The organism is Streptomyces sp. H27-H1, from assembly GCF_026627445.1.
Lineage (GTDB): Bacteria > Actinomycetota > Actinomycetes > Streptomycetales > Streptomycetaceae > Streptomyces.
The window spans coordinates 1-22861 of sequence record NZ_JAPNLJ010000044.1; the positions used below are offsets into that span (position 1 = coordinate 1).

Annotated in this window: 19 protein-coding genes; 12 read left to right on the top strand and 7 right to left on the bottom strand. The window is 70.9% G+C overall.

The annotated features are described in order from the left end of the window. Nucleotides 1-378 precede the first annotated feature (378 nt). On the bottom strand, nt 379-954 hold the full coding sequence (locus OTB20_RS33200; protein ID WP_267823306.1) for an ATP/GTP-binding protein: 576 nt from the start codon (nt 952-954) through the stop codon (nt 379-381). A 290-nt stretch (nt 955-1244) separates the two neighbouring features. Further along, a complete protein-coding gene (locus OTB20_RS33205) occupies nt 1245-1853 on the bottom strand; it encodes a hypothetical protein (protein ID WP_267823307.1) in 609 nt (202 codons plus the stop codon). Between the two features lie 673 nt (nt 1854-2526). Between OTB20_RS33205 and OTB20_RS33210 the strand changes: the two genes are divergently transcribed. Continuing rightward, nucleotides 2527-3786 carry a PQQ-binding-like beta-propeller repeat protein gene (locus tag OTB20_RS33210; RefSeq protein ID WP_267823308.1) on the top strand — a complete coding sequence of 420 codons (1260 nt, stop codon included), beginning with the start codon at nt 2527-2529 and terminating at the stop codon, nt 3784-3786. A 45-nt stretch (nt 3787-3831) separates the two neighbouring features. Here OTB20_RS33210 and OTB20_RS33215 read toward each other — a convergent pair whose 3' ends face one another. Next, the gene (locus tag OTB20_RS33215; RefSeq protein WP_267823309.1) at nt 3832-5241 is read right to left on the bottom strand and encodes a transcriptional regulator; all 1410 of its coding nucleotides are present in this window, start codon (nt 5239-5241) and stop codon (nt 3832-3834) included. Between the two features lie 336 nt (nt 5242-5577). Between OTB20_RS33215 and OTB20_RS33220 the strand changes: the two genes are divergently transcribed. The 4 genes from OTB20_RS33220 to OTB20_RS33235 all read left to right on the top strand — a co-directional run bounded on the left by OTB20_RS33220 (nt 5578) and on the right by OTB20_RS33235 (nt 10448). Then, entirely contained in the window at nt 5578-5748 is a 171-nt protein-coding gene (locus OTB20_RS33220) for a hypothetical protein (RefSeq protein ID WP_267823310.1), read from the top strand. Between the two features lie 127 nt (nt 5749-5875). After that, nucleotides 5876-7723 carry an asparagine synthase-related protein gene (locus tag OTB20_RS33225; RefSeq protein ID WP_267823311.1) on the top strand — a complete coding sequence of 616 codons (1848 nt, stop codon included), beginning with the start codon at nt 5876-5878 and terminating at the stop codon, nt 7721-7723. Beyond that, nucleotides 7720-8430, top strand: coding sequence for a lasso peptide biosynthesis B2 protein (locus OTB20_RS33230; protein ID WP_267823312.1), 711 nt, complete (start codon nt 7720-7722; stop codon nt 8428-8430). Before OTB20_RS33225 ends, OTB20_RS33230 begins: the two co-directional genes overlap by 4 nt. A gap of 53 nt (nt 8431-8483) precedes the next feature. Then, on the top strand, nt 8484-10448 hold the full coding sequence (locus OTB20_RS33235) for an ABC transporter ATP-binding protein (RefSeq protein ID WP_267823313.1): 1965 nt from the start codon (nt 8484-8486) through the stop codon (nt 10446-10448). Between the two features lie 82 nt (nt 10449-10530). Here the strand turns inward: OTB20_RS33235 and OTB20_RS33240 are convergent, their stop codons facing one another. Then, nucleotides 10531-10944, bottom strand: a complete 414-nt coding sequence (locus tag OTB20_RS33240) for an NUDIX domain-containing protein (protein WP_267823314.1) — start codon at nt 10942-10944, stop codon at nt 10531-10533. A gap of 378 nt (nt 10945-11322) precedes the next feature. Here OTB20_RS33240 and OTB20_RS33245 point away from each other — a divergent pair, with 378 nt between their 5' ends. Then, entirely contained in the window at nt 11323-12483 is a 1161-nt protein-coding gene (locus OTB20_RS33245) for a hypothetical protein (protein ID WP_267823315.1), read from the top strand. A 397-nt stretch (nt 12484-12880) separates the two neighbouring features. On the opposite strand, the gene OTB20_RS33250 is transcribed toward OTB20_RS33245, so the two are convergent. Then, complete coding sequence (locus OTB20_RS33250) at nt 12881-13069, bottom strand: hypothetical protein (RefSeq protein ID WP_267823316.1); 189 nt, start codon at nt 13067-13069, stop codon at nt 12881-12883. A gap of 905 nt (nt 13070-13974) precedes the next feature. Here OTB20_RS33250 and OTB20_RS33255 point away from each other — a divergent pair. Together OTB20_RS33255 and OTB20_RS33260 are read left to right on the top strand one after the other, a co-directional pair. Beyond that, nucleotides 13975-14337: a Scr1 family TA system antitoxin-like transcriptional regulator gene (locus tag OTB20_RS33255; RefSeq protein ID WP_267823317.1), complete on the top strand. Its 363-nt coding sequence runs from the start codon at nt 13975-13977 to the stop codon at nt 14335-14337. A gap of 622 nt (nt 14338-14959) precedes the next feature. After that, nucleotides 14960-15775, top strand: a complete 816-nt coding sequence (locus OTB20_RS33260) for an alpha/beta hydrolase (RefSeq protein WP_267823318.1) — start codon at nt 14960-14962, stop codon at nt 15773-15775. Here OTB20_RS33260 and OTB20_RS33265 read toward each other — a convergent pair. After that, nucleotides 15772-17061: an XRE family transcriptional regulator gene (locus OTB20_RS33265; protein WP_267823319.1), complete on the bottom strand. Its 1290-nt coding sequence runs from the start codon at nt 17059-17061 to the stop codon at nt 15772-15774. The two genes, OTB20_RS33260 and OTB20_RS33265, sit on opposite strands and share 4 nt — an antisense overlap. A 263-nt stretch (nt 17062-17324) precedes the next feature. On the opposite strand from OTB20_RS33265, the gene murC reads away from it, so the two are divergent. Then, nucleotides 17325-18743 (top strand): UDP-N-acetylmuramate--L-alanine ligase, encoded by a 1419-nt coding sequence (gene murC / locus OTB20_RS33270; RefSeq protein WP_267823320.1) that lies wholly within the window; start codon nt 17325-17327, stop codon nt 18741-18743. Here murC and OTB20_RS33275 read toward each other — a convergent pair. After that, nucleotides 18740-20143, bottom strand: a complete 1404-nt coding sequence (locus tag OTB20_RS33275; protein WP_267823321.1) for a UDP-N-acetylmuramoyl-tripeptide--D-alanyl-D-alanine ligase — start codon at nt 20141-20143, stop codon at nt 18740-18742. The two genes, murC and OTB20_RS33275, sit on opposite strands and share 4 nt — an antisense overlap. 139 nt (nt 20144-20282) lie before the next feature. On the opposite strand from OTB20_RS33275, the gene OTB20_RS33280 reads away from it, so the two are divergent. Genes OTB20_RS33280 through OTB20_RS33290 form a run of 3 tightly spaced genes read left to right on the top strand, consistent with a single transcriptional unit; the run spans nt 20283 to nt 22823 of the window. Then, complete coding sequence (locus tag OTB20_RS33280) at nt 20283-21242, top strand: D-alanine--D-alanine ligase family protein (RefSeq protein ID WP_267823322.1); 960 nt, start codon at nt 20283-20285, stop codon at nt 21240-21242. Beyond that, nucleotides 21239-22222 carry a threonine/serine dehydratase gene (locus tag OTB20_RS33285; RefSeq protein ID WP_267823323.1) on the top strand — a complete coding sequence of 328 codons (984 nt, stop codon included), beginning with the start codon at nt 21239-21241 and terminating at the stop codon, nt 22220-22222. Before OTB20_RS33280 ends, OTB20_RS33285 begins: the two co-directional genes overlap by 4 nt. Continuing rightward, on the top strand, nt 22215-22823 hold the full coding sequence (locus OTB20_RS33290; RefSeq protein WP_267823324.1) for a C39 family peptidase: 609 nt from the start codon (nt 22215-22217) through the stop codon (nt 22821-22823). The genes OTB20_RS33285 and OTB20_RS33290 overlap by 8 nt, the downstream gene beginning before the upstream one ends. The last annotated feature ends 38 nt before the right edge of the window (nt 22824-22861 follow it).

Consider the following 22861-nt stretch of genomic DNA (forward strand, 5'->3'; position numbering starts at 1 on the left):
GCAACCGACTCGTCGGCATCCTCCACGGCTGCCTCAAAACCCGCACCCACTACGACGAAGCAACCGCCTGGTCCCACCACGCCCACCCCCACCCCGCTTGACACCAAACGACATGGGGTGTCTGACCTGCCGGTACGTCCTGGGCGATCGCGAGCACCTGGGTGCGCTCACCCACCGAGGTGACCGCGGCAGCGGCGCCGAGCGCACCGGCCACGGCGAGCACGGTGCACAATGCGGCGACGCCGTAGCGGCGCTGCCGCTTGACGGGCACCGCGGTGGTGATGGGGATGTCGGAGCGCGAGCCAGCGGGGCGCGGCACCGGCGGGGCGACGGGGGATTCCATACGGGTGCCTCTCGGGGAAGAGCAGGTGCGACGTGCTAGTTGAGGACCTGGACCTCGACGACGGTGATGTCCACGGAGGTGGTGCGGACCTCGGTGAGCTGGCCGGCCTGAGCGCCGCTGGTGACCTGCCAGTCGATCGCCCAGGTTGAGGTCGCGGTCACGTGGTACTTCCCGCCGGCGGTGGATGAGGGGGCCGTGTAGCGGTGCCCGCAGTCCGGGGACGGGGTCTTGCCGTACTCCGCCTTGTAGGGGGTTCCGGCCGTGGTGCAGGTGACGGACTTCCCGTCGCCCATGTTCCATACGATCTTCTTCACCCGGGCCGTGGCCGTCACCGATACCGGGCCGATGGACGCCGACGCGGTGTTCGGCCCGTACGTCTCGGGGCCCGTCGCGGTCCACATGTAGACGGGCATGCCGACCACGCCCTTGCCGCCCGGCTTCGGCGTAATGCCGACCTGGGGCGGGCGCAGCAGCATCTTGTCCACAGCCTGCTGGGCCACGACCGCCGGGTCGATCACCGGACCGCCGCCATCGGCGGGCGGCGCCGTGGTGAAGATGTTTCTGACGACGCTCATGCCGGTCTCGTTGTCGAGGCAGTCCTCGATGTACATCGAGACACCGTGCTGCCGGCCGCCAGACCCCCAAAGCCCGCTGTCATCCGACGGCTGTGGGTCCGCCAGGGTGTAGGTGCAGGTGTAGCGGCCCTTCTCTCCGCCGGTGTTCCCCCCGCCGTCTCCGCCCCCGCCGTCTCCGCCGCCCGGCGGGTGAGTTCCGCCTGGTTCCTCGGGCGTCACGATGATCGGGCAGACGTAGTAGATCTCGCACCCCTCCTCGGCGGCTGCCGTGGCGGGGTAAACAAACGGAAGGGCAAGCGGAAGAGCCAACGCGGCAAATCGACGGGCTAGCACGGCTGGTCCGCGTGCAGGTCTTCCTTGAGCACCTTCCAGGATCCGTCCCAGCGCTCCAGGTGACCCGTGACCACGTACTTGCTCACGCCGCTCGTGGCCATGGGGGCCGGCTTCCCGGACTTCTTGTCGACGATCCGCCAGTTCGAGACGTCCAGACAACTGGAAATCGTGACGTTCGGAGTCGCCTTCTCCAGTTCCGTCGCGGTCACCAAGGAGTTGGAGACGACCGGCTGGCCCGTCATGACCCGGCCGTTCGCCTTCAGATTCGCGGTCCCCTCCTGGGCACGGGTGAGCGCCTCGAAGGCGGCGTATCGCTTCAGGTCCGTACCCTCGATCGCCGGAATGGCGAAGGCCTTGGGTACTTCTGTCCAGTACGCCTGATAGGCGGAGAGCGCAGCCGCCTTCGCAGTCTCCGTCGGATCAGCGGGCGTCTTGCTGGTTGATGCTGTGGATACGGGCGGACTGCCGGGCTGGCTCGTCTTGCTGTCGGGTTCCTTGGACGAGGTGCAGGCCGAAGTGACGACTGCGCAGGCGGCGAGGAATAGGGGGATGGACCGGCTGCGATTCCTTCCGGTCCGACGGCGCATCTCAACAGGTGCCATGGGTACCGCTACCTCCCCGTAGTACCGAGCCAGAATCTACTGGCACAGGCAGCCGCAGGCCGTCGGCGCTTAAACCTCAACCGCCACATCCAGCCGGACCTTCCCATACGTTACGCAAAGTTTGGTCAACACTGAAAGCGGTTAGTGCAGTTCACGGGCGCGCGATGGGAACAAACCGGCGCGTTTTCGCACACCGACTGCGCCTCCTCGGAATTAAGTCCGAAAGGTCGGATATAGGGAGCGGGATTGCGCAGCGAGCGACGCCTGGACGGAACCTCGTCCATTCACCTGCGGACCGGCAGCCCGGCTACGAATTGGCCAAATATGGAACCTGAGAGGCTGGAAACCTGCGCAACCATCGGGGCTGATTGCCTCGCATGAGGCAGTTGATATCAAGTTCCTGACGGCTGCTGAACCGAGGCAGCCGGCTGAGGCTGGAACAGCCACTTCTGCATCCGCCCCCGGCACGTTTCTCCGGCCCAACCTCGACTATGTCCCGGCACAGGGCCTCGGTAGAGTCCTGATCTCCGGACCTGCTCGAGGGCCGAGCCCCGCTTTGCGGGAAACCCGAGTCCCGTGATCAACCCGGCGAATATGGTTGGCCGATCCAGGTGGTTAGACACGCGATCGGGGAGAAATGCCGTCTCAATGGAGTTCGAGAAGGTTCGTCGGCTTGACGCTGGGCGCCGTCGTAGCCAGCTCAGCACTGGCGGGCTGTGGAGGCGAGGACCTCAAGCAGTCCGGAAAGAACACGGGCCCGCAGGTGCACTCGCCATCGCCATCCAAGCCCGCTCGCACTGCCTTCGACCCGCCCCTGAAGTTCGACGGATCTGGGACGAGCCAGGTGGACCTGACGGACGCGCGTCAGCCCAGCACCAGCAGCGGCGATGCGAGCCGGCCCGCAGTGACGCTGACCGACGGAACGGCCTACGTCACCGCGGAGAGCGGCCTGAAGGCGCTCGACACCGGGACGGGCGCGGCGAGGTGGGAGGCAGACACGAAGAACCCTCCCGAGCTGGGCGGCTTCGGCCATGAACGAACTGCTCCCCTGGTGACAGCCGCTGAGGGAGTCACGACGGTGTTCGCGGCGTTCAACCGGACGGTCAAGGCGCAGGGGACGACGCCCTCCCGCCACGTCATCGAGGTGCTCGCCGTGGACGCGGCTACGGGCAGATCCATCTGGGCGGCTGAGTTCCAGCCGGTGTCCGGAGGTCCGGTCAGTCTAAGCGAGGTCCGTGCTCCGCAGGTCGTCGCCACCGACCAGGACAACGTCGTGGTCGTGGCGACGAACGCGACCTACATCCTGAACCGGCAGGACAGCAGCGTGCGCTGGAAGCAGCCCGGCTTCCGGGCCGTCGCCTTGGCGGATGGTGTGGTCGCAGGGTCCCAGTCCACGGATGTGATGCAAGGCCAGATCTCCGGGTTTGCGATGGACACAGGGCAGCCTCGGTGGACGGCGCTGAAGGGTAAAGGGCCTCTGCCCGCATCATCCGCCGGCCCTGGGCTGGTGGCCACGAGCAGCGGCTCGAAACTGACGATCCTCGATGTCGCAACGGGCGCCGTCCGGGCGGCAGCCGACAGCCCGGAGAAGCTGCCCGGGTCGTGGAACTGCCGCTACGACGAGCGGTCTCTCGTGCTGTGCGCTCTCGAGACCGGTGGCGGGAGGAGCAACAGCATCGTCGTCTTCAACGCCTCGAACCTACAGAAGCTGTGGCAGCTGCCGGACGGCTCCGGACGGCTGATCCCGCGGGTGACAGCGTTCTGGCACGGTGCTGTGTACGGCAGAACCTCAAACGGCTCCGTGGTCCTCGACGGACAGACGGGTCAGGACCGCTCTGCATCAGCCGAGGAGAGCGCCCCCTTCGAAGTCGATCAGTACTCGGGCCTCGCGCTTTCGAACGGAGAAGTGACCTTCCGCAAGGCGACGGGCTAACGACGTGGCCGCTGCCATCAGGCAGAGGTTGGGGAGACGCGGTATTCAGAGGGGTTGGAGCGCAGTACGGATGCGTGCGCGGCTGTCGGCCGCAACCGGCGCTTCACCCAGAACGGTTGCCAGTTCGGCATCCAGTTCCCGTAGGCGGTCACCGACGCGAGTGGAGGTGATGGTGCCCATCAGGGTCAGGGCGGCGGCGGTCGCGATGTCGGCGGCTTCGGGCTCGTCGGCGCGGACGTGGGCGCGGGCCAGGGCTATCTGGTCGAAGGCCCGGCTGCGGGCCCGGTCGGCGGGCCGGTCGGCGGTGCCCTGCTCGATCAGGGTGATGGCGTTGCCGATTCGGGTGGGGGCGTGCTCGGCGGCTTCGAACTCACACACGCCGGCGGTGACGCGGAATTCAGCGAGGTCGAACCAGGCGGCCCAGCCGGGAGTCGTTGTGGTGTCTTCGTCGGCGAGGGCCTGTTCGGCGGCGCCGGTGGCGCGGGTCATCTCCTCGATGTTGCCGAGGGCCGCGTGGGAGCGGGCTTCGAGGGAGCACAGCAGGGCTCGCAGTCGGCCCTGGGGCAGTTTGCGGGTGCCGTACTGCGCGGCCTGGACGAGCTCGAGGGCGTCGTCGGTTCGCCCGAGGTGGTTGGCCTGCCGGGCGAGGCAGTTCATCAGGTGGCCCCCGATCCCGGCGCCGTCGCGGCCGGCCTGCTTGGCGGCTTGCAGGCCGAGGAGGAGGTAGTTCTGCGCGTCGGCGTGAGCGCCCGCATCGTGGGTCATCCATCCGGCGACGGAGGCGAGTTCCGCGACGGCGACGAACAGGGCGCGGCCCGTCTCCTCGGTGTAGATGCCGGTGCGGGTCAGGTTGGTGACGTGCTGGAGCTGGCCGACGACCGCGAGGCGGGACAGGCCGCCTCCGTGCGCGTTGTCGAGTTCACGGAAAGCTTCGGTGGTCGCCTCGATCCGTGCGACGTCCGACAGGCCGAGGCGTGGTCCGGGCTGTTCCGGGGTGGGTAGGGGTTCGAGGTCGTTCAGGTGCAGCCAGGGCTGGACGGCGTTGACCAGGGCGGCGCCGGTGAGGTGGCGCGCGCGGCACGGGGTGCGGTCGTCGGTCACGGCATCGCTCCGGGTGGTGTCGAGTATGGCGGCCACGACCGTGCGAGCGGACCACGCCTCTCCTCTCCGGGCCGCTGGCACTCCGGCGGAGGTCAGGCCGAGATCGGCCGGGCTGAGTGTGTGCCCATGGCACAGGTTGCTCATCGCCTCGGCCAGGAACGCGGGGACGGGATGACGGGGCCTCTCCCCTTTGGTGATCCATCGGGAGACGCGGGAGCTGTCGGGCTGGATGTCGTGGCGTCCGTGCCCGGCCGCTACACGGCCGACTTCCGCCGCGATCTGGCCGTAACTGGCTCCGGAGATGCGCGCCCAGTGCGCGAGAGCCTCGTTGGGCTGTGCTGCCAGCTGCGCCACCGTGTCCACCTGATCCGAGTAAGGGAGAAGGGCATGGTCGTAGGTGCGTTTCCAGGCTACGCCGGGTGGTGAACTACGGCCTGGTCTACGGCTGTTCGCAGTGATTCGCAGCGCCATCGCAGCACGGGCGTTGTCTCGGAGCGCAGGCAAGCGCAACGGAGTTCGCCGTGGAGACGCAGCGGGTGGAGGGTGCCAACTGGTCTCAGCCCGGCAGCACGACGCCGAGTGCAAGGGGGAGGGGCTACAGCCGCCCTCCTGATCTGCTCCGTGGCCGACGCCTTCGTCGCGCCGGCCTTGGAGGACCTGATCCGACAGCCCTACACGAAGGAGTCCGTCATGAAGCACACCGAGATCGAGACCGTTCAGGCCATCGCCACCGCCGAGGCCATCGCCACCGTCGAGGTCTTCACCACTCCCGAGGTCTCCGACCTCGGGGCCGTCGCCGAGGTCACCCTGGGCAGCGGCGGCTTCAACAACCCCGACCACACCATGTACTACCAGGGCTGATCCTCCCGGCGCCGTCCGGCGCCACCTCGGGTGAACGCGCGCCCGGGACGGCCAGCCCTCGCCGGCTGGCCCGTTCCAGGCGCGCGTCCGCCTTGCCGGAACGTCTGACCGACAGGGAGAGCCCGCCATGAGGTACGTCGCAGGCACGGTCACCCACACGCCCCCGCTCACCACCGGGCCGCGCCCGCGCGGCGGGCACCAGATCCACGACGACGGCACCCTTCGCGCCTGGACCGTCGAGCACGGCCCCCACGAAGTACAGCGGGCGCTGTCCCGGGACGGCACCGCGGAGGTGATCCTCGTCGGGGACTGCCTGGCCACCGACGACGAGGTCCGGGACGCCGCCGACGCGGCCGCGCGCGGCCAGTGGCACACCGCCGGCCGACTGCCCGGCTCCTACCTGGGGATCGTCAGGGTCGGCCGCACCGTACGGATCGCAGGCAGCCGGGCCGCCGCCGTCCAGGTTCACTGGGTCGCCGATGCCGCCGGGATGGTGACGTGGTCGACGTCCGCCACCGCGCTCGCCGCCCTTGTCGGCGCCGTCCCGGATCCGGTCCGGCTGCTGGCCGAGGTCACCACCTGGGGCGTGGAGCCGGGCGGCGACGGCTGGTTCGACGGCATCCACCGGGTCCCGCCGGGAGCGGCGCTGACCCTCGCCCCCGACGCCCCGCCCACGATCGAGCGGCTCCCCATCCCGGCCAGAGTCTCCTTCGCCGATGCCGCCGCAACCCTGCGCCACGAACTGCCGCTCGCGGTAGGCCGCCGCGCCTTGTCCAGCCAACCGGTGTCGGCGGATCTGTCCGGCGGCGTCGACTCCAGCACGATCACCTGCATCGCCGCCGCGCACACCGACCTCACCGCCGTCACCTACGTGGATGCCGCGATGGCCGACCAGGACGACACCCGGTACGCGGCCGAGATCGCCGCCGCGTATCCGGGCATCGCCCGGCACCTGGTCGACGGTCGCCACACCGGCAGCCGTCACTTCGACCGGCTGGAGGAGCCCGCCAGCATCCCGTTCACCGACGCGCCCGCCCTGAGCGTGGGCACACTAGGCATCCTCGGGGCCCAACTCGCGCCCGCGGTCGCCGCGGGCAGCACCGGGCATCTCACCGGCTGGGGCGGTGACAACGTCCTGGACGGGATCGCGTCCCCGGCCGACCGCTACCGGTCCGGCGACCGCATCGCCGCCCTCCGTGACGCTGCCCGGCTGGCGCGGGACCGCCGCGCCGCCGCCCAGCCGGTGCTGCGCGCCGTCACCGCCTCCGGACGCGGCGACCACCCCCGGGCGCTGACCGACCTCGCCGATACGGTCCTGGCCGGCCCCGCCCTACGGGTGCTGCCCGACACCGCTGATGTGGCCCGCTGGTGCGGGCGGCTGACCGCCGCACGTTGGCTCACCCCGGCAGGCCGCACCGCGCTCGCCGACTTCATCGGGGCCCGCGCCGGCGTGGCCGACAGTGCCGTCGGTCCCGGTGAACTACGCGAGCGCCTCGCGCTGGAGGCCACGGGGACCGAGCACGCCGGTCTGGACACCCTCACACGGACGCTGTGGGGCCTGCCGACGTACGCCCCGTACCTGGACACCCGCATCGTCGACATCTGCCATGCCGTCCCCGCCTGGGAGCGGCGCCGTGCTGGCGACTTCAAGCCCCTGGCCCGCGCCGCCCTCACCGGTCTCGTGCACGCCCCAGTCCTGGCCCGTCGCACGAAGACCGCGTTCAACGGCGTCTACGACGGCCTGCGCGTCAACGCCCCCGCCCTGCGCGATCTCCTGGCCAACTCGGCGATGTCCGGCGCCGGTCTCATCGACCCGGCTGCTGTCCTGGCCTCCTTGGACCGCACGATCCACGGCTCGCCCGCGGACCTGGGGAGCGTGCACGCCCTGGTCGCCGCCGAGCTGTGGCTCACCAACCTCCCCACCGCCTTCGCGACGTGGTGGGAGCCGACGCCGACCCGGGAGACCCTCCGATGACCGAGCCCAGCCTCCACGCCGCCCGTGGCCCCGCCGGCGCGGCCCTCCTCGACCTGGCGACCGGCCGGTGGACCCTCCTGGACCCCATCGCCGCCACCCTCCTCGACCTACCTGCCGCCGGTCACGAGCGAGAGACCGCCATTGATGCCGCCACCGCACGGTGGGCAGCAACCGGCGCCGCCCCGGAGCGGATCCGGGGCGACCTGACCCGAGCCGCCGCCGACCTCGACCACCTTCGCGCCGGGCGCCCCGTCCACCACACCCCGCCCGCCCCGCCGCCGACGGTCCGCTTCGTCCCCACCACCCGGCCCACCCTGAGGAACCGCGCGGCCGCGGCCATCGGCCTGGCCGCGGCCCTGCTACTCCTACGAGCCCTGCCGATCCGGCACGTAGTCACCGCCGCCCGCGCCGCAACCCGTCTGCCCGGCCACCGGGCCAGTGTCCGTGAAGCCGAAGCCGTCCTTGCAGCCGTCCGGGCTGTCGGGACCTGGTGGCCGGGCCGCGTCGCCTGCCTGGAGGAGTCCCTGGCCTGCCACCTGGCCGCCGCCCTCACAGGCCACCGCGTCCACTGGGTCTTGGGGGCCCGCTTCACCCCGCGCGGCGCCCACGCCTGGGTCGAAGCCGACGGCCACGTTCTCGGGCAGGACGACCACGACCGCCTCTGGCCGTACCTGCCCGTCCTCACCGTCGGCAATTCGAACGGGTGATGGACCAGGGGTATAGGCGTATCCACCCGTATGGGTGACGCGTTGCGCCCGACGTGACAGACACACAGCACCGCACCCAGACCACCCCGCACCCCCGCAGCCCCCTCGGGGAGCGGCTCGGCAACCGGCTGCGCCGCCGACGGCGACCGGCCCCCGAACCGCTCCCCGCCTGGACGCTCGGCAGCGAACGCCACGAGGACCGCGCCGACGGCCTGCTCACGATGGCCCGCACCCTGCCCCACCTGATGCGAATCACCCTGTCCCTGGCCTGGCAGGCCGACCGCACCGCCCTGCTGCGCCTGGTCGGACTCCAACTCGCCGCGGGCGCGCTCACGGCCGTTGCCCTGCACCTCACCCGGACCGCACTCGCCGCCCTGTTCGCCGCCGGCGCCCCGCTGGAACGCCTGGACCGCGCCGAACTCGCCCTGCTGGCCCTGGCCGCCGTCGCCGCCGCCCGCTCCCTGGCCTCCGCCGCGACCGTCGCGACAACCGCCCGCCTAGGCCCACGGGTCGACGGCCGCGCCGAACTCGCCTATCTGGAGGCCGCCACCCGCGTCCCCCTCGCCGCGTACGACTCCACCGCCTGGTGCGACCACGGCGAAGCCGCCAACCGCGCCGCCAAGGACGCCCACACCATCGTCGAATCCCTCGTCGCCCTCACCGGCGCCGCCCTCGGCATCACCGCAGCCGCCGGAATCCTGACCGCCCTGGACCCGCTGCTGCTGCCCCTGCTGCTCTTGGCGGTCCTGCCCCGCGCCTGGGCTGCCGCCCGCGCCGCCCAGGCCGCCCACCGGGCCGACCGGCACGCTGTTGGCGACCGCCGCACCCGCCACATCCTCATGTACCTCGCCGCAGGACGCTCCACCGCCCTGGACGTCCGCGCGGGCACCATGCGGTCCTGGCTCCTCGACCAGTACCGAGCCGTCAGCCGCCGCCTGGAGGACCACACCGCCCGCATCGGCGCCGACACCGCCCGCCGCCAGCTCACCGGCGACACCCTCGCCGGCACGGCCACTCTGCTCGTCTATGGCGCCCTGCTGTGGCTGGCCATTCACGGCCGGATCCCCACCGCCGACGCCGCGACCGCCCTCATCGCCGTCCAGACCAGCCGCGCTCTGCTCACCGGCATGGCCACCGGCCTGACCACCACCTACCGCATGGGCCTCTACCTGGAGGACTGGGCCAGTTTCCTCAGCGACGCCAAGGCCCGCAACGCCCTCCCGGCCGCCCCCGCACCAGTCCCGACGAACCCCGTCGTCATCCGCGCCGACCGCGTCACCTTCGCGTACGAGGGCGCTGCCACACCCGTCCTCAGCGACGTCTCCCTGACCGTCCGCCGCGGCGAGATCCTCGCCATCGTCGGCCACAATGGCGCCGGCAAGTCCACCCTGGCCAAGCTCCTCGCCGGGCTCTACCACCCCACCAGCGGCACCGTCACCTGGGACAGCACCGACCTCACCACCGTCGACCCCGACGAGCTGTTCTCCCGTCTCGCGATGCTGCCCCAGGACATCGCCCGCTGGCAGGCCACCGTCCGCGAGAACATCACCCTCGGCCAAGGCGACCAGAGCGACGAAGCTGTCCTCGCCGCCGCCCTCGCCGGAGGCGCCACCGAAGTCATCGACTCACTCCCCGACGGCCTCGATACCAATATCCGCCCCTCCCAGTCCGGCGGCCGGGACCTCTCCGGCGGCCAGTGGCAGCGCATCGCCGCCGCCCGCGCCTACGCCCGCAGGGAAGCACCCCTGTTGATCTGCGATGAGCCGACCAGCGCTCTGGACCCCCGAGCTGAGCAGGCAGCGTACGACCGCATTCGCGAACTGGCCGCGCACCGGACCGTCATCCTCATTACGCACCGCCTCGGCTCCACCCAGCACGCCGACCGCATCGTCGTCCTCGACCACGGCCGCATTCTCGAAGAGGGCGACCACAACAGCCTCCTGGCCGCAGGCGGCGAGTACTCGGCGATGTGGACCACCCAAGCCCGCGCCTACGGCCCCACCCCCACCAAGGTCTGACCACCGCGCCGCCATCGGATGCTGCTGCCCAGGGTGTCGGGCCGACGGCGAAGGTGTCCATCGAGGTCAGAACGAGGGACGGTCACGGCGCCGGCGCGAACCAGGCCCGGGACTCGTCCTTCTCGACCATCGCGATGATCTCCCGCATCCGCGCGGTCATCGGCGGCAGTGCGTCGAGCGCGAAATAGCCGACCTCTACCGACTCGTCGTCGCAGACCCGAGGCGCCTGGTCCGGGTCTGCCGGACGGCAGGCGAAGACGATCTCCAGGTACTGCGCCCGGTCTCCGTTGTCGTGCCGCACCGGCGGGGAGGAGGTCACCGCGGCCAGACGCTCCACCACTACCCGTACTCCGGTCTCCTCCTCTACCTCCCGCGCCGCTCCGGCGGCCGGGGCCTCGCCGGGTTCCAGGATCCCGCTCAGCGGGGTCCACAGCCCGGCAGCGGAGCGCCGTTGCAGGAGGACTCGCCCGTGCTCGTCGCGGACAACGGCGACCACTCCGGGGAGCCACAGCAGACAATCGGGACCTGCAGCAGTCCGTAGATCTGACACAAAATCGGGAATCATGCGGCCAGACTAGGGCGGCGAATCGGCTGGTGGCGGGCTTCCAGGACACTCCCCGCCCGGGCGCCACCGAGCCAGTCGGCCATGTGTTCTCTGGTGCTGTGTCAGCGGCGGACAGTTCCCCTCCGTGCTGCCCGTATCCTCCGACGTGATCTTCACCTGCCTGCCCAACCCCCGAGTGAGGTACCTGTGCGTGCTCCCGCGTGGCCGCTAGCTCTCGCCCTGTCCCTGACCACTGGTCTCCTCGCCGGGTGCGGTCCGGCAGCTGATGACGCCAAGCCGAGCAGCGCGCCACCGCCGGCGGTGAGCGCTGTGGCACCGCCTGCGGAGCCGAAGCTGGTGGCGCACGACCCGCCGAGCTGGTTCGACGCCCGCGGCAAGGTGCTGTTGCCCGAGGTGGCCACGGAGGGCCGGACCAACCTGGCGGGCCAGGTCCGTGGGGGCGGAGCCGATCTGCCCGTTCTCCTTCACGACGCCTTCGCGTTCGTGGCCTCCCCCACCGGGGTGCAGGTCGTCGATCTCGCCACCGGCCGCACCGTGGGTGAGGAGAGTGCCCGGGGAGAGGCTCTGCGCGGTGGCACCGAGGGCTTCACGCTGCCGCCGGTGCTGGCCGGGGCCGAGGCGCTGACGCCGTTCCTGATGACGACGCCCGCCTCGGGCACGTACGCCGCCGGTGCGGTCGTCGAGGTCGTCGCCGTCGGTACGGCGGCCCCGTACAAGGCTGCCTGGCGGACCGCGGTCAAGCTGCCCGAGTGGGCGCTGAAGTCCACCAAGATCAGGGTTGCCGCCGTCGGCGCGCTGGACGGTACGGCCGTGGTCACCGTGGTGGGCGACGACACATCGGTGACGTACGGCATCGACACGACGTCGCACTCCCTGCGCTGGACCGCTCCCGGTGTGGAGGCCGTCGCGGTGGGCACCGGAATGGTCACCGGCCTGCTGGACGGTGAGCCTCTCACCCCCATCCCGGTCGGCGTCGACCTTGCCACCGGCTCCGAGAAGTGGCGGGGGGTGGCAACGTACGCCGCGGACATGGAGTCGGCTGGTCCCGTCACGGTCCGGGTTGCGGGCCAGCTGCCCGACGGCTCGAGGGTTGACCAGCTGCTGGACGTGACCAGCGGACGGCTCCGTGCCGCCATGCCTCCGGGCCTGGAATCGACGACCTGCACCTACGACCAGATCCGCACGCTGGTGTGCGCGAGCTCCTCCGCGGTCGCCGCGGTGGACCCAGCCACCGGACAGTTCCTGTGGTCGCTCAAGACCGGTGAGGGAGACCGCAAGGCCCCGAAGGTGACTGCGGTCTGGCATGGGCGGGTCTACGGCCAGGGTGTGGGCGGCCCCGTTGCCCTGGACGCGCGGTCCGGCGCGGACATGCCCACCAAACCCGAGGCCGCACCGCTCCTCGTCAACGCCTACGTCGGCCTGGTCCTGAATAAGGACCTGCGGCTTTCGAGTTACCCGGCCGGCGGCTGAACGGCCTCGCGGTTCAGAGGACGTTGCCCTGCTTGCGGAGGCGTCCGGTGGCCGCGAGGGCCTGATGCAGCACAGAGGAGAGAGCTGGTCGGCCTCTTCGTCGAAGAGATCGGCCTGCTTCTCTGCGCGGCAAAGCCGGTCCAGGAGCACGCCGCGCAGGACGGCGCCGACTGGTTCATGGGCCAGATCCGCGAGCTGTACGGGTGGGGTGTCGAAGGCGTCGACTACGGGCGCCCCGCGGAGACCACAGTGGCATGGCCGACGCTCATCGTGTGAGGCTGCGGCACCTGCGGCCCGGGAGCTGCCCCTCGTCTCGCTGTCACGGGACAGCTCTCGGCGGAGTTGGCCGGACGGGTCAGGGACAGGTGGTCCGGCCGTACTCTTCGCGATCATCCGGTCAGTGCCAGCCGGTATACCCGTCCTGGTTCGCGGGCCCGGTGTCCGCGCCCATGAGACCGACCAGGAAGAGAACCACCACGATCAGCGCGAGCAGCACCAGCCAGAAATGGTCCTCGAATCCTGACGGACCCGGGCTCCGCGGACGATCGTCGTCGCGGCTCTCCGTGTCGCTGTCTTCGTCGGTCATTCCGCATCCCCCTCCATCCGCCTTCATGACACTGCGCCACACGGCCTGCGTCAAGCCGATAGGCATCGAAGGCAGCGCTCTGTGGGCGGTTGTCCGGATCGTCGCCTGCGGACTGCACGCCGTCGCTGTAGGCGTTCATGCTTGTTGAGCATCCTGACCAGCTGGTTCGGGTAGCTGAGCATGGCCTCTGGGGTCGTTCAAGTCGCCTGAACCTACCCACCACCGTGCCGGGTCTGGCGCTCGTCCTCGGCTCTGGGGACGACGCAGCCTTCACGCGCAGGGCCCTCGCCACCCACCACCCCCCGGCCGGATCACCCGCCACCCCGGCCCCGGCACGACGAGTGATACCGCCCTGGCCTACGACCTGCTCCTGGCCCTGGGCAAAGCCGTCCATATCCGGGGCCGGTTCCTCCATCTGTCGAGACCGCCATGACGTTCGCGCGCCAGGAGCCGTACTCGGCCAGGCCGATAGCCAGCCAGGTCCAGGGGCGGGTCGAGCTGTCGCCTTCCGCCACTGACCAACACCGTCCGCGGCCCATGGCCGTGGCACCGCTGGGCTTCAGAAGTGGGCGGTGGCTTCCCCTGGCGGTGCCGTGAAGTAAGGGACCGTCTCGATCACGCCTCCGCACCCGTCTTCTGGACAGGTACGGGTCTCGATCGTCTGATCCTCGTTCAACGTGCCTGGAGGGAACTCTGGAAAGCGGTCGCACGAGGGACACAGCGGACCCATCAGCGGGTAGGGGATCCACTTGCCGTACTTGTTGCTCGTCATGGCTCCAAATTCGCATCCCCAGGGGCGCGGGGGCGGTGGTTTCTTCCTTCCCGACGAACTGCAGCCGCTACTTGGCTCTGGAGTCGGTGGCCGAGGCGGAGCCAGGGCCCCCAAGGCCAGGACGACCCGGCGGATGAGCCCGCGCTGCGACCCGGAACAGCAGGCCGAGTACGAGCGGCTCGCTGCCCAGATCCTGACCCCGGGCGCGATCTGGCAGGACGCCGTCGAGGCCGGCATCGTGCCAGGCCTGCTCCAGGCACCCGGCTACGCGCGGGCGCTGCTGGCCCGGTCGGTCAAGGACGTGAGACCGGACCGCATGGAGCTCCTGGTAGCGCTACGGATGGGACGTCAGCAGGTCCTGACGCGGACCGCGCCGCCGGCCACCCTGCAGCTGTGCCCGGGCAGCATGGTCCACGTGCCGCTGTCCAGCGCCGTGGGCTGGCAGGACGCCTTGCCAGATCCGGACCCGGAGCCCGGGCTCTTCGAACTGCCGTAACTACGCCGGTGGCCCCGGCTGCGGACAGCGCGCGCCCAGCCGACCAACAGCCATCTCCAGGGGAGGCTGAGTGTCTGCCCGCCGCCCTCCAAGCCGCCACGCTCCCGCACCCCTCTTCCACGCCCAGATGCCAACCACCCGATCCGCTGCCGGCCAACCCCACCCCGGGGTGTCAGCGGCGAGCGGCGGGGCCTGCTGTTCGACCTGGCGCGCGACGCCCGGGTCGGTGGGTGTGAGACGCCGGTCGCACAGGAACCCGCCGGTGCCCGTTTTGGTAGGAAACCGCCCTTCTGGGCGAGACCGTCGATGCGGAGTCGATGCCGCGGACCCGTCCAGAAGCAAGCTTGCGTGGTTTGGATTCGGACGGCCAAGAGCCTGAGGAGTGGGCAGCACCCAACCGACCCGCTCATTAAAGGATCGGCCACACGGGGGTATAGCCCGCTTCTGGCTGGGGCCACCCACAGCCCTGGCCGGCGTCACCGCATAGCGCCGCGCGACGGTGTGCGGTGACGGGCATGGTCGCAGGCTCTCGCTACCCGGAGGAGATATGTCCGTCCACCCGTGGGTGGACGGTGCCGTAGGCGGGTCGTGCTGTGGAGTTGCGGTCTCTACGATCGTCTCCATGACCTCTGGGTTGGAAGTCGGGTTCCGGTCGCTGGACGGCACTGCGCTGATGGGGACGGTGACGGTGCCGGAGCAGACGACGGCGGGTTTGGCCGTCCTGGTGCACGGTGCTGGCGTGACCCGGCACGAGGGTGGGTTCTTCACCCGGCTCGCTGCCGGGCTCGCCCATTCCGGTGTGCGGTGTCTGAGGTTCGACCTGCGCGCGCACGGCGCGAGTGGCGGCCAGGCGCAGGAGGTGACGATCGCGGGAGTCGCCAACGACATCCGGGCCGCGAGCGATCACCTGCGAGCCGAGGTGGGTATGGACCGGCCGGTCCACGTGATCGCGGCATCATTCTCCGGTGGGGCCGCCGCGCTGCATGCGGCGTACCGCCCGCAGGACGTTGACCGCCTGGTGCTCCTCAACCCGCGCTTGGACTACCGCGACCGGTACGTCACCAGCCGCCCGTACTTCGACGCCGACTACATCACCGCGTCCGCCGCCCGCGACCTCGACGAGCGCGGCTTCACCGAGAAGTCCCCGTTCGAGCTGGGCCGGGCCCTGCACAACGAGGTGTTCTACCTCGACCCGGACGTCTACCTGCGCCAGGTGCGGGCGCCGGCCCTGTTGGTTCACGGGACGAAGGACACGTTCGTGCCGGTGGAGTCCTCCCGCCGCTACCTCCCGGTGTTCGGGGGGCCGGCTGAGCTCATGGAGCTGGAGGGCGCTCAGCACGGTTTCGCCGTGCATGAGGACCCCGGGTACGCGGATCCGCAGACCCAGGTGTGGCAGGCAGCTGTGATCGAGAGGGTCTCCACCTTCCTCACCTGCTAGTTCGGCAGGGCGGTCAGGGCTTGTCGGAGTTCGCGTACGGCGGGCCTGCGTGCGTGGGGGCGGAGTTCGGCGACGGTGCGGCGGAGTTCGCCGAGGGCCTGGCCGAATCCGGGGACCGCGGCGAGGTGGAGTGCGGACAGTCCGGTGGTGGCGGCGTCGTCGGGTTGTCCGGCGGCGGCGAGGGCGCCGGCGAGGTGGGCGGTGAAGAAGGCGCGGTCGCGTGGGGCGAACGCGCCGCGGGTCAGGTGCTGGCGCAGCAGGGTGACGGCCTTGTGGGGCTGTCCGGCTTCGCGGTGGCAGATCGCGCTCTGGGCCATCAGCCTGTCCTGGCTGTATCCGGCGCACAGCGGTCCGGTGCAGGTGGCTGGCTCGGCCGGGGCCGCAGTGGCGAGGGCGTCGTGGGCCTGGCCGAGGGTGCGTGCGATGGAGCCCGTCGGGGCGCCGGTGAGCGCGAGGGCGCGGGCTTCTTGCTGGAGGGCTTCGGCGCGGGCGCGCGGGGGCAGTGTCCAGGGTCCTTGGGCGGCGGCGTGGGCGAGGCCGAGCATGCGGGCGGCGTCGCCGCGGTCGGTGGCCTGGGCTTTGCGGAGCAGCACGTAGGCGTGCATGGGTCCGTCGCCGGTGATGCTGGCCCATTCGATGGCCCGGTCGTGGAAGTACAGGGTGACGGGGGGCGGGGCGCCGGCGTCGCGGTGGAGGAAGGCGGTGAACTCGGCGGCGCGTGCGCCGACCATGAGGAGGTCGCGGCGTACGGCGGAGCGGGTGTCGCGGGCGAGCTCGTCGATGACGCCGAGGAGGTCGAGCGCGGTGGGCAGCGTCTGGCGCGGTCCGGTGCGTCCGTCGCTGCGGGCGGCTTCGTCCAGGGCAGAGCGCAGGTGGTTGACCAGGGCGTGGTCGCTGTAGCGGCGGGCGTTGGCGAGGGCGGCGGTAAGCCGGCTCTGACCAGTGGGGTTGAGGAGTGGGGCTGCGCCAAGGACGAAGCCTCCGAGGAAAGCGCGTCGGCGCATGGGGTCCTCCTCGCGGTCGGGGAAGTTCTTCCCCACCGTGGGCGGGACGAAGCCGAGTGCGGTGAGCGGGAGGCCGAACATCGCCTCCAGGACGCGTCGGGTCCGGCGCTTGGGCCAGCCGGGGTCAGCCGACTCCCACCGCCTCACCTGGCGCACCGTGATGGTGGCGGGATCGCCCAGGAGCGTGGAGTGGTGCTCGTAGGCGTCGGCGACGTCGCTCTGGCTATGCCAGCCCTGCCGGCGTCGGGCGTCGGCGAACGTGCTGATTCCCGGTCGGGACATGGGTACCCCCGGTCGCAGACCTCGCGGTGATCGGCGGCCGCGAACCGTGCGGCTGCCCGGAGTGAAACCATGACGTTACTCCCGCCAAATGTCCTGCGATACGTCCTCGTTGCCACCCCTTTGGCGAACCTACGGTCCTCAGTACGGCCCCGCAGCAGTCAGGCGCTTCCCAGGCGCAGAAGCTGCTCGGCCCGGGGCGGACCGGTGCGTGTTCACGCGCCGCCGTCCGAGAACACCGCACCTCAACGCAACGAGGAGTAGCCGTGACTGAAACCAAGCACGTCCAGATCCCGGTCGAGTGCAGCCCGCTGGACCTGTCCCGCCCTCACTTCGCCGGGATCGGCGGCGCCGGAATGTCGGCGCTGGCCCGCCTGCTCGTCGAGCAGGGTGCCCAGGTCTCCGGCTCCGACCTGAACACCACGGCCGTCACTGAGCGGCTCGCCTCCGCTGGCTGCCGGGTCCACGCCGGGCACCACCTCGCCCACCTGCAGCAGCCCAGCGTGGTGGTGTGGTCGAGTGTCATCGCCGAGGACAACGAGGAGTTGGTCGCGGCCCGTGCGGCGGGGATCACGGTCGCCCACCGCAGCCACGTGCTGGCCCAGCTGATGAACGAGGCGGGCCGCCGGTCGGTGGTCGTGGCGGGCACGCACGGAAAGTCGACGACTACGGCCATGCTCGCCGCCGCGCTGGAGCGGCGTGACCCGTCGTGGGCCGGCGGGGGAGCCCTCCTCGGCGGGACGAACGCCCACTACGGCGCGGGGCAGGTGTTCATCGCGGAGGGAGACGAGAGCGACCGCAGCATCATCAACTACCGGCCGGCCGTAGCCGTCCTGCTGAACGCGGAGGACGACCACCCGGAGAACTACACCGGCCTCGCCGAGACGGTCGGCGTGTTCCGCGACTTCGCCCTGGCGGCTGAGGTCCTGGTCGTCTCCGCAGATGACCCGGGCGCCGGGGCCGTGACCGAACTCGTCCGGGGGCGCGAGGGCCTGCGGGTCGTGACGTTCGGCCAGTCGAAGGGCGCAGACGTGCACGTCACCGGGATCGAGGCAGCCGGCCCCTGCACCTGGGTCCAGCTGGAGGACCTCGACGGGACGCCGGTGACGCTGACGGTGCGGGTTCCGGGTCGCCACAACGCGCTCAACGCCGTCGCCGCGTTCACGACCGGCCGGATCCTGGGCATCGACGCGATCGAGCTCGCCGAGGGCTTGGGTGGCTTCGAGGGGATCGAGCGGCGCATGAACATGGTCGGCACCGCCGACGAGGTCAGCGTCCGCGACTCCTTCGCCCACCATCCGACGGCGATCTCCGCCGACCTGGCCGCCGCCCGCACCCTCACCACCGGCCGGACCGTCGTGGTGTTCGAGCCGCGCGGCTGGGCCCGCACCGCCGCCCTCGGAGCGGACATGGGCAGCGCCCTGGCCGCGGCGGACGAAATCGTGCTGCTGCCCGTGCACTCCACGGTGACCCCGCCGCCCGCCCAGATCGGCACAGAGGAGATGGCCAAGGCCGCGGTCGCGGCCGGCGGCCGCGTCCACCAGGTCACCGGCCTCACCGACGCCGAGGGCGTGGTGGCCGGGCTGGTGAGGCCCGGCGACCTGGTCCTGCTGATGGGAACCGGCGAGGTGAACGCCCTCGGCGCGCGGATCCTCGCACACCGGGCCACCACCGTCCTGTCCTAGACAGGCGCTCCCGCAGCGTCGGCCTCCAGGAGCAGTGCCGCGGTGCGCTCCAGGCCGACGCTGTGGGAGCCCTTGACCAGGACGACGTCGCCCGGCCGCAGCTCCTCCTGGAGCAGAGGCAGGGCGGCTTCGCGGTCCGCAGCGCGCAGGACCCGCAGCTCGGGAGCGTGCTGCTGGGCGGAGCGGGCCAGTACGTCGGCGTGATAGCCGCCGACCGCGACCAGCACGTCGATGCCGCACTCGGCGACGAGCCGGCCCACCCCTTCATGGCCGGGCACGGCGTCCTCGCCGAGCTCCTTCATTTCACCGAGCACGGCAACCGTTCGCCGTCCATCCGCCATGGCGGCCAGGGCTTTCAGGCCTACACGCATCGAATCGGGGTTCGCGTTGAACGCGTCGTTGACGACCCGCACGCCGTCCGGACGGTCGCTGACCTGCATCCGGCCCGACGTCACCTGCACCGCCCCCGACAGAGCGGCCGCGACCTTCCCGATGTCGGCGCCCAGCCCGAGCGCGACAGCGGCGGCGGCGAGCGCATTCCACACGTGGTGCTCGCCGTGGAGCGTCATCGACACCGGTGCGGACATGCCGTCGAAGGTGAGGGCGAAGGAGGGGCGGCCCACCCGGTCGAGGGCTACGTCCAGCGCGCGGACGTCAGCGCCGGTGGCGAGTCCGAAGGTCATGACGCGGGCCTTCGTCCGGGAGGCCATGGCCGCCACGAGCGGGTCGTCGGCGTTCAGGACGGCCAGCCCGTCGGCGGGGAGCGCTTCGAGGAGTTCGCCCTTCGCGGCGGCGATGGCCTCCCGGCCGCCGAACTCGCCGACGTGGGCGGTCCCGACGTTGATGACGAGCCCGACCTGGGGCGGGGTGATCTCGGTCAGGTGCTTGATGTGCCCGATCCCGCGGGCGCCCATCTCCAGCACCAGGTACCGGGTCGCCCGGTCGGCTCGAAGGACGGTCAGCGGCAGCCCGATCTCGCTGTTCAGCGACCGTGCGGTGGCCGTCGTCGACCCGAGTACCGCTGGCAGCACCTGGGCGATCAGGTCCTTCGTCGACGTCTTCCCCGACGAGCCGGTCAAGCCGATGATGACCGGCTCGGCGATCTCGGCGAGCGCGTGGCGGGCCAGCAGGGCGAGCGCCTCCAGCACATCCCCGACGACGACGGCAGGCACCCCGACGGGGTGCGTCGCGAGCACGGCAACGGCCCCGGCTTCCACCGTCTGCGCGGCGTAGTCGTGGCCGTCGACCCGCTCACCCACCAGCGCCGCGAACAGCCCGCCCGGCTCGATCTCGCGGGAATCGACCACCGCCGGCGCCGTCATCAGCACGCCCGGATCCGGAACGTCACACAGGCGCCCGCCCACGATGGCGGCAATTCGTTCGAGCGAAAGGGGGATCACAGGCACTCCGTCCACAAGCGGTTCCCGAGGGGTGCCGCATCCCGTGCGCCACCCGTTCCGGTCTCCACGACCGTAGCGCCTCCCCACCCCCGCAACCGGACACCCAGGCCCCACACCACCAGAGCGGAGTACCAAAGCGATGCTCACCCACATCCAAGAGCCCCAGCTCATCGCCGTCGTGACCGGCGGACACTCCAGCGAACGCGAACGCTCCTTCTTGTCCGGGCGAGCCGTCCACGACTCCCTGCTCCGCCAGGGCTACCAGACGGTGTTCCTCGACGCCGCTGCTCCTGACTTCGTCGACGAGGTCCGCCGCGCCGACGTCGCGTTCCTCGCCATCGCCGGCCAGGGCGCCGAGGACGGCAAACTCCAAGGACTCCTGGAATCCCTGAACATCCCGTACACCGGCTCCCCGGTGGCGGCGAGCGCGGTCGGCATGCACAAGACGCTGGCCAAGACCGTCGTCGCCGCGACCGGCGTCAAGGTGCTTCCGCACGTCGAGATCCCCCCGCTGCAGATGCCCGACGTCGTCGCCAAAACCCTGGCGGAAACTCTGGCCTTCCCCGTCATCCTCAAGCCCCGCTCGGAGGGCGGCTCGATCGGCATGAGCCTGTGCCACAACCTCACAGAACTCATCGAGGCGATCACGGCCATCGACCGTGCCCAGGCATGGTTTGTCGAGCCGTTCATCCCCGGAACCCCCGCCACCTGCGCCGTCCTGGAAACCGGCGGCAGCACCATCGCGCTCCCCGTGCTGGAGAGGGTTCCCACCGCGGCCGAGTTCTACGACTACGCCGCGAAACGCGACGACACCCTCCACCGCTACCGGTGCCCCGCCCGCCTCACCCCGGACGTCACCACGCTGGTCATCGAGTCGGCGCTCGCCGCCCACCGCGCGCTCGGCGCCAGCGGATACTCCCGCTCCGACTTCATCGTGAGCCCAGAGGGCCGGGTCACCTGGCTGGAGGTCAACACCCTCCCGGGCCTGTCCCACCCCGGGAACCTCGCCACCATGGCCGACGCCGCGGGCATCAGCTACGACCACCTCATCCGCATGATCCTCGACACCGCCCACACCAGCGGCGGGTACCGGCCGTGACCCTGCTGGACCACGCCCGCATCGAAGCCGCCGCACGCACCCTCCAAGGCATCGCGGTCCGCACCCCGGCCATCACCTCCCGCGCCCTGGACGCGGAGGCGGGCTTCCCCGTCCTGTGCAAGGCCGAGAACCTCCAGCACACGGGCTCCTTCAAGTTCCGCGGTGCCTACAACCACACCGCGAACCTCCCCGCCGGCCAACGAGTACGCGGCATCATCGGCGCCTCCTCCGGCAACCACGCCCAGGCCCTCGCCCTGACCGCCCACATCCTGGGCATCCCCGCCACCGTCGTCATCCCCGACGATGCCCCCCGCGCCAAGGTCCAGGGCTCCCGCGCCCTCGGCGCCCGCATCATCCGCCACCAACGCACCGGGCAAGACCGCGACGCGCTCGTGGCCAGGCTGGCCGAGCTCCACGGGCTGGCCATCGTCCCCTCCGCGAACTCCGCCGACGTGATGGCCGGAGCCGGCACCGCAGCCCTCGAACTCCTCACCGACCACCCCCACATCACCACCCTCCTCGTCCCCGTCGGCGGAGGCGGACTCGCCGCCGGCACCGCCGTCATCGCCAAACACCTCAACCCCCGCATCCAGGTGATCGGCGTCGAACCCTGGAGCGCCACCGACACCCTGCAGTCCCTGCGCACAGGCACCCGCGTCACCCTGCCCGCCGCGCCACGTACCATCGCCGACGGCCTCGGCCACACCACCCCCGCCGAGCTCCCCTTCGCCATCAACACCCGGCTCCTCGACGACATCGTCACCGTCACCGACCACGACATCACCACAGCCATGGCCTACGCCTTCCGCCATCTCAAGGTCGTCGTCGAACCCAGCGGCGCGTGCGCGCTGGCGGCCCTGCTCGCGCGACGGATCACCCACACTGGCGGGACGATCGGCGTGATGATCTCCGGCGGCGGCGTCGACCTCGCCGGCTTCCTCACCACCATCAGCCTGTACAAGGAGAAGGCCCGTGTCTGAACTCGCGTTCCCCACCGTCACCCAGTACGCGAGCCCCGACCTCATCGAAGCCATCGCCTACCAAGGACACGCCCCCGGCGACGACCCCCGCTGGAAGGAATCCGGCGCCCCCGACCACGCCACCTACACCCGCTGGTGCACCCAAATCTGCGGCATCGCCTGCCTGCGCATGATTCTGCTCCGCCGCGACGGCCACGCCCCCACCCTGTTCGATCTCCTCGACGGCGCCCGCAAGTACGACGCCTACACCGAGAGCCCCGACACCAGAACGATCCGGGGCCTGATCTACGCCCCCTTCGCCGGCTACGTCCACGCCGAGCTCGGGCTGACTGCCGATGTACACAGCAACCTTCCCGCAGACCAGCTCACCGACCTCCTCGACGGCGGCCAGACGGTCATGGCCTCGGTCCACAAGGAGATCCGCCGCCCTGATCAGCCGGCCCTCGGCCAAGGCGGACACCTCATCCTCGTCACCGGCCATAGGAACGGCACCGTACGATTCCGCAACCCCTCCGGGCACACAACGGAAACCCGCAACGCCGAACTCCCCATTGACATCTTCACCACGTTCTACGGACAACGCGGCATCGCTTTCGACTAGCGCCAGGCGCCCCCGAGGCCGGCGCCAAGAGGTCGGTG

What these genes read in the sequence shown, in the direction of transcription:
- OTB20_RS33230 (WP_267823312.1), top strand. Translation starts at nt 7,720, where the DNA reads ATGACCGAGCCCAGCCTCCACGCCGCCCGTGGCCCCGCCGGCGCGGCC.
- OTB20_RS33255 (WP_267823317.1), top strand. Translation starts at nt 13,975, where the DNA reads ATGAGCCCGCGCTGCGACCCGGAACAGCAGGCCGAGTACGAGCGGCTC.
- OTB20_RS33200 (WP_267823306.1), bottom strand. Translation starts at nt 954, where the DNA reads ATGTACATCGAGGACTGCCTCGACAACGAGACCGGCATGAGCGTCGTC.
- OTB20_RS33205 (WP_267823307.1), bottom strand. Translation starts at nt 1,853, where the DNA reads ATGGCACCTGTTGAGATGCGCCGTCGGACCGGAAGGAATCGCAGCCGG.
- OTB20_RS33225 (WP_267823311.1), top strand. Translation starts at nt 5,876, where the DNA reads ATGAGGTACGTCGCAGGCACGGTCACCCACACGCCCCCGCTCACCACC.
- OTB20_RS33280 (WP_267823322.1), top strand. Translation starts at nt 20,283, where the DNA reads ATGCTCACCCACATCCAAGAGCCCCAGCTCATCGCCGTCGTGACCGGC.
- OTB20_RS33265 (WP_267823319.1), bottom strand. Translation starts at nt 17,061, where the DNA reads ATGTCCCGACCGGGAATCAGCACGTTCGCCGACGCCCGACGCCGGCAG.
- OTB20_RS33250 (WP_267823316.1), bottom strand. Translation starts at nt 13,069, where the DNA reads ATGACCGACGAAGACAGCGACACGGAGAGCCGCGACGACGATCGTCCG.
- OTB20_RS33260 (WP_267823318.1), top strand. Translation starts at nt 14,960, where the DNA reads ATGACCTCTGGGTTGGAAGTCGGGTTCCGGTCGCTGGACGGCACTGCG.
- OTB20_RS33220 (WP_267823310.1), top strand. Translation starts at nt 5,578, where the DNA reads ATGAAGCACACCGAGATCGAGACCGTTCAGGCCATCGCCACCGCCGAG.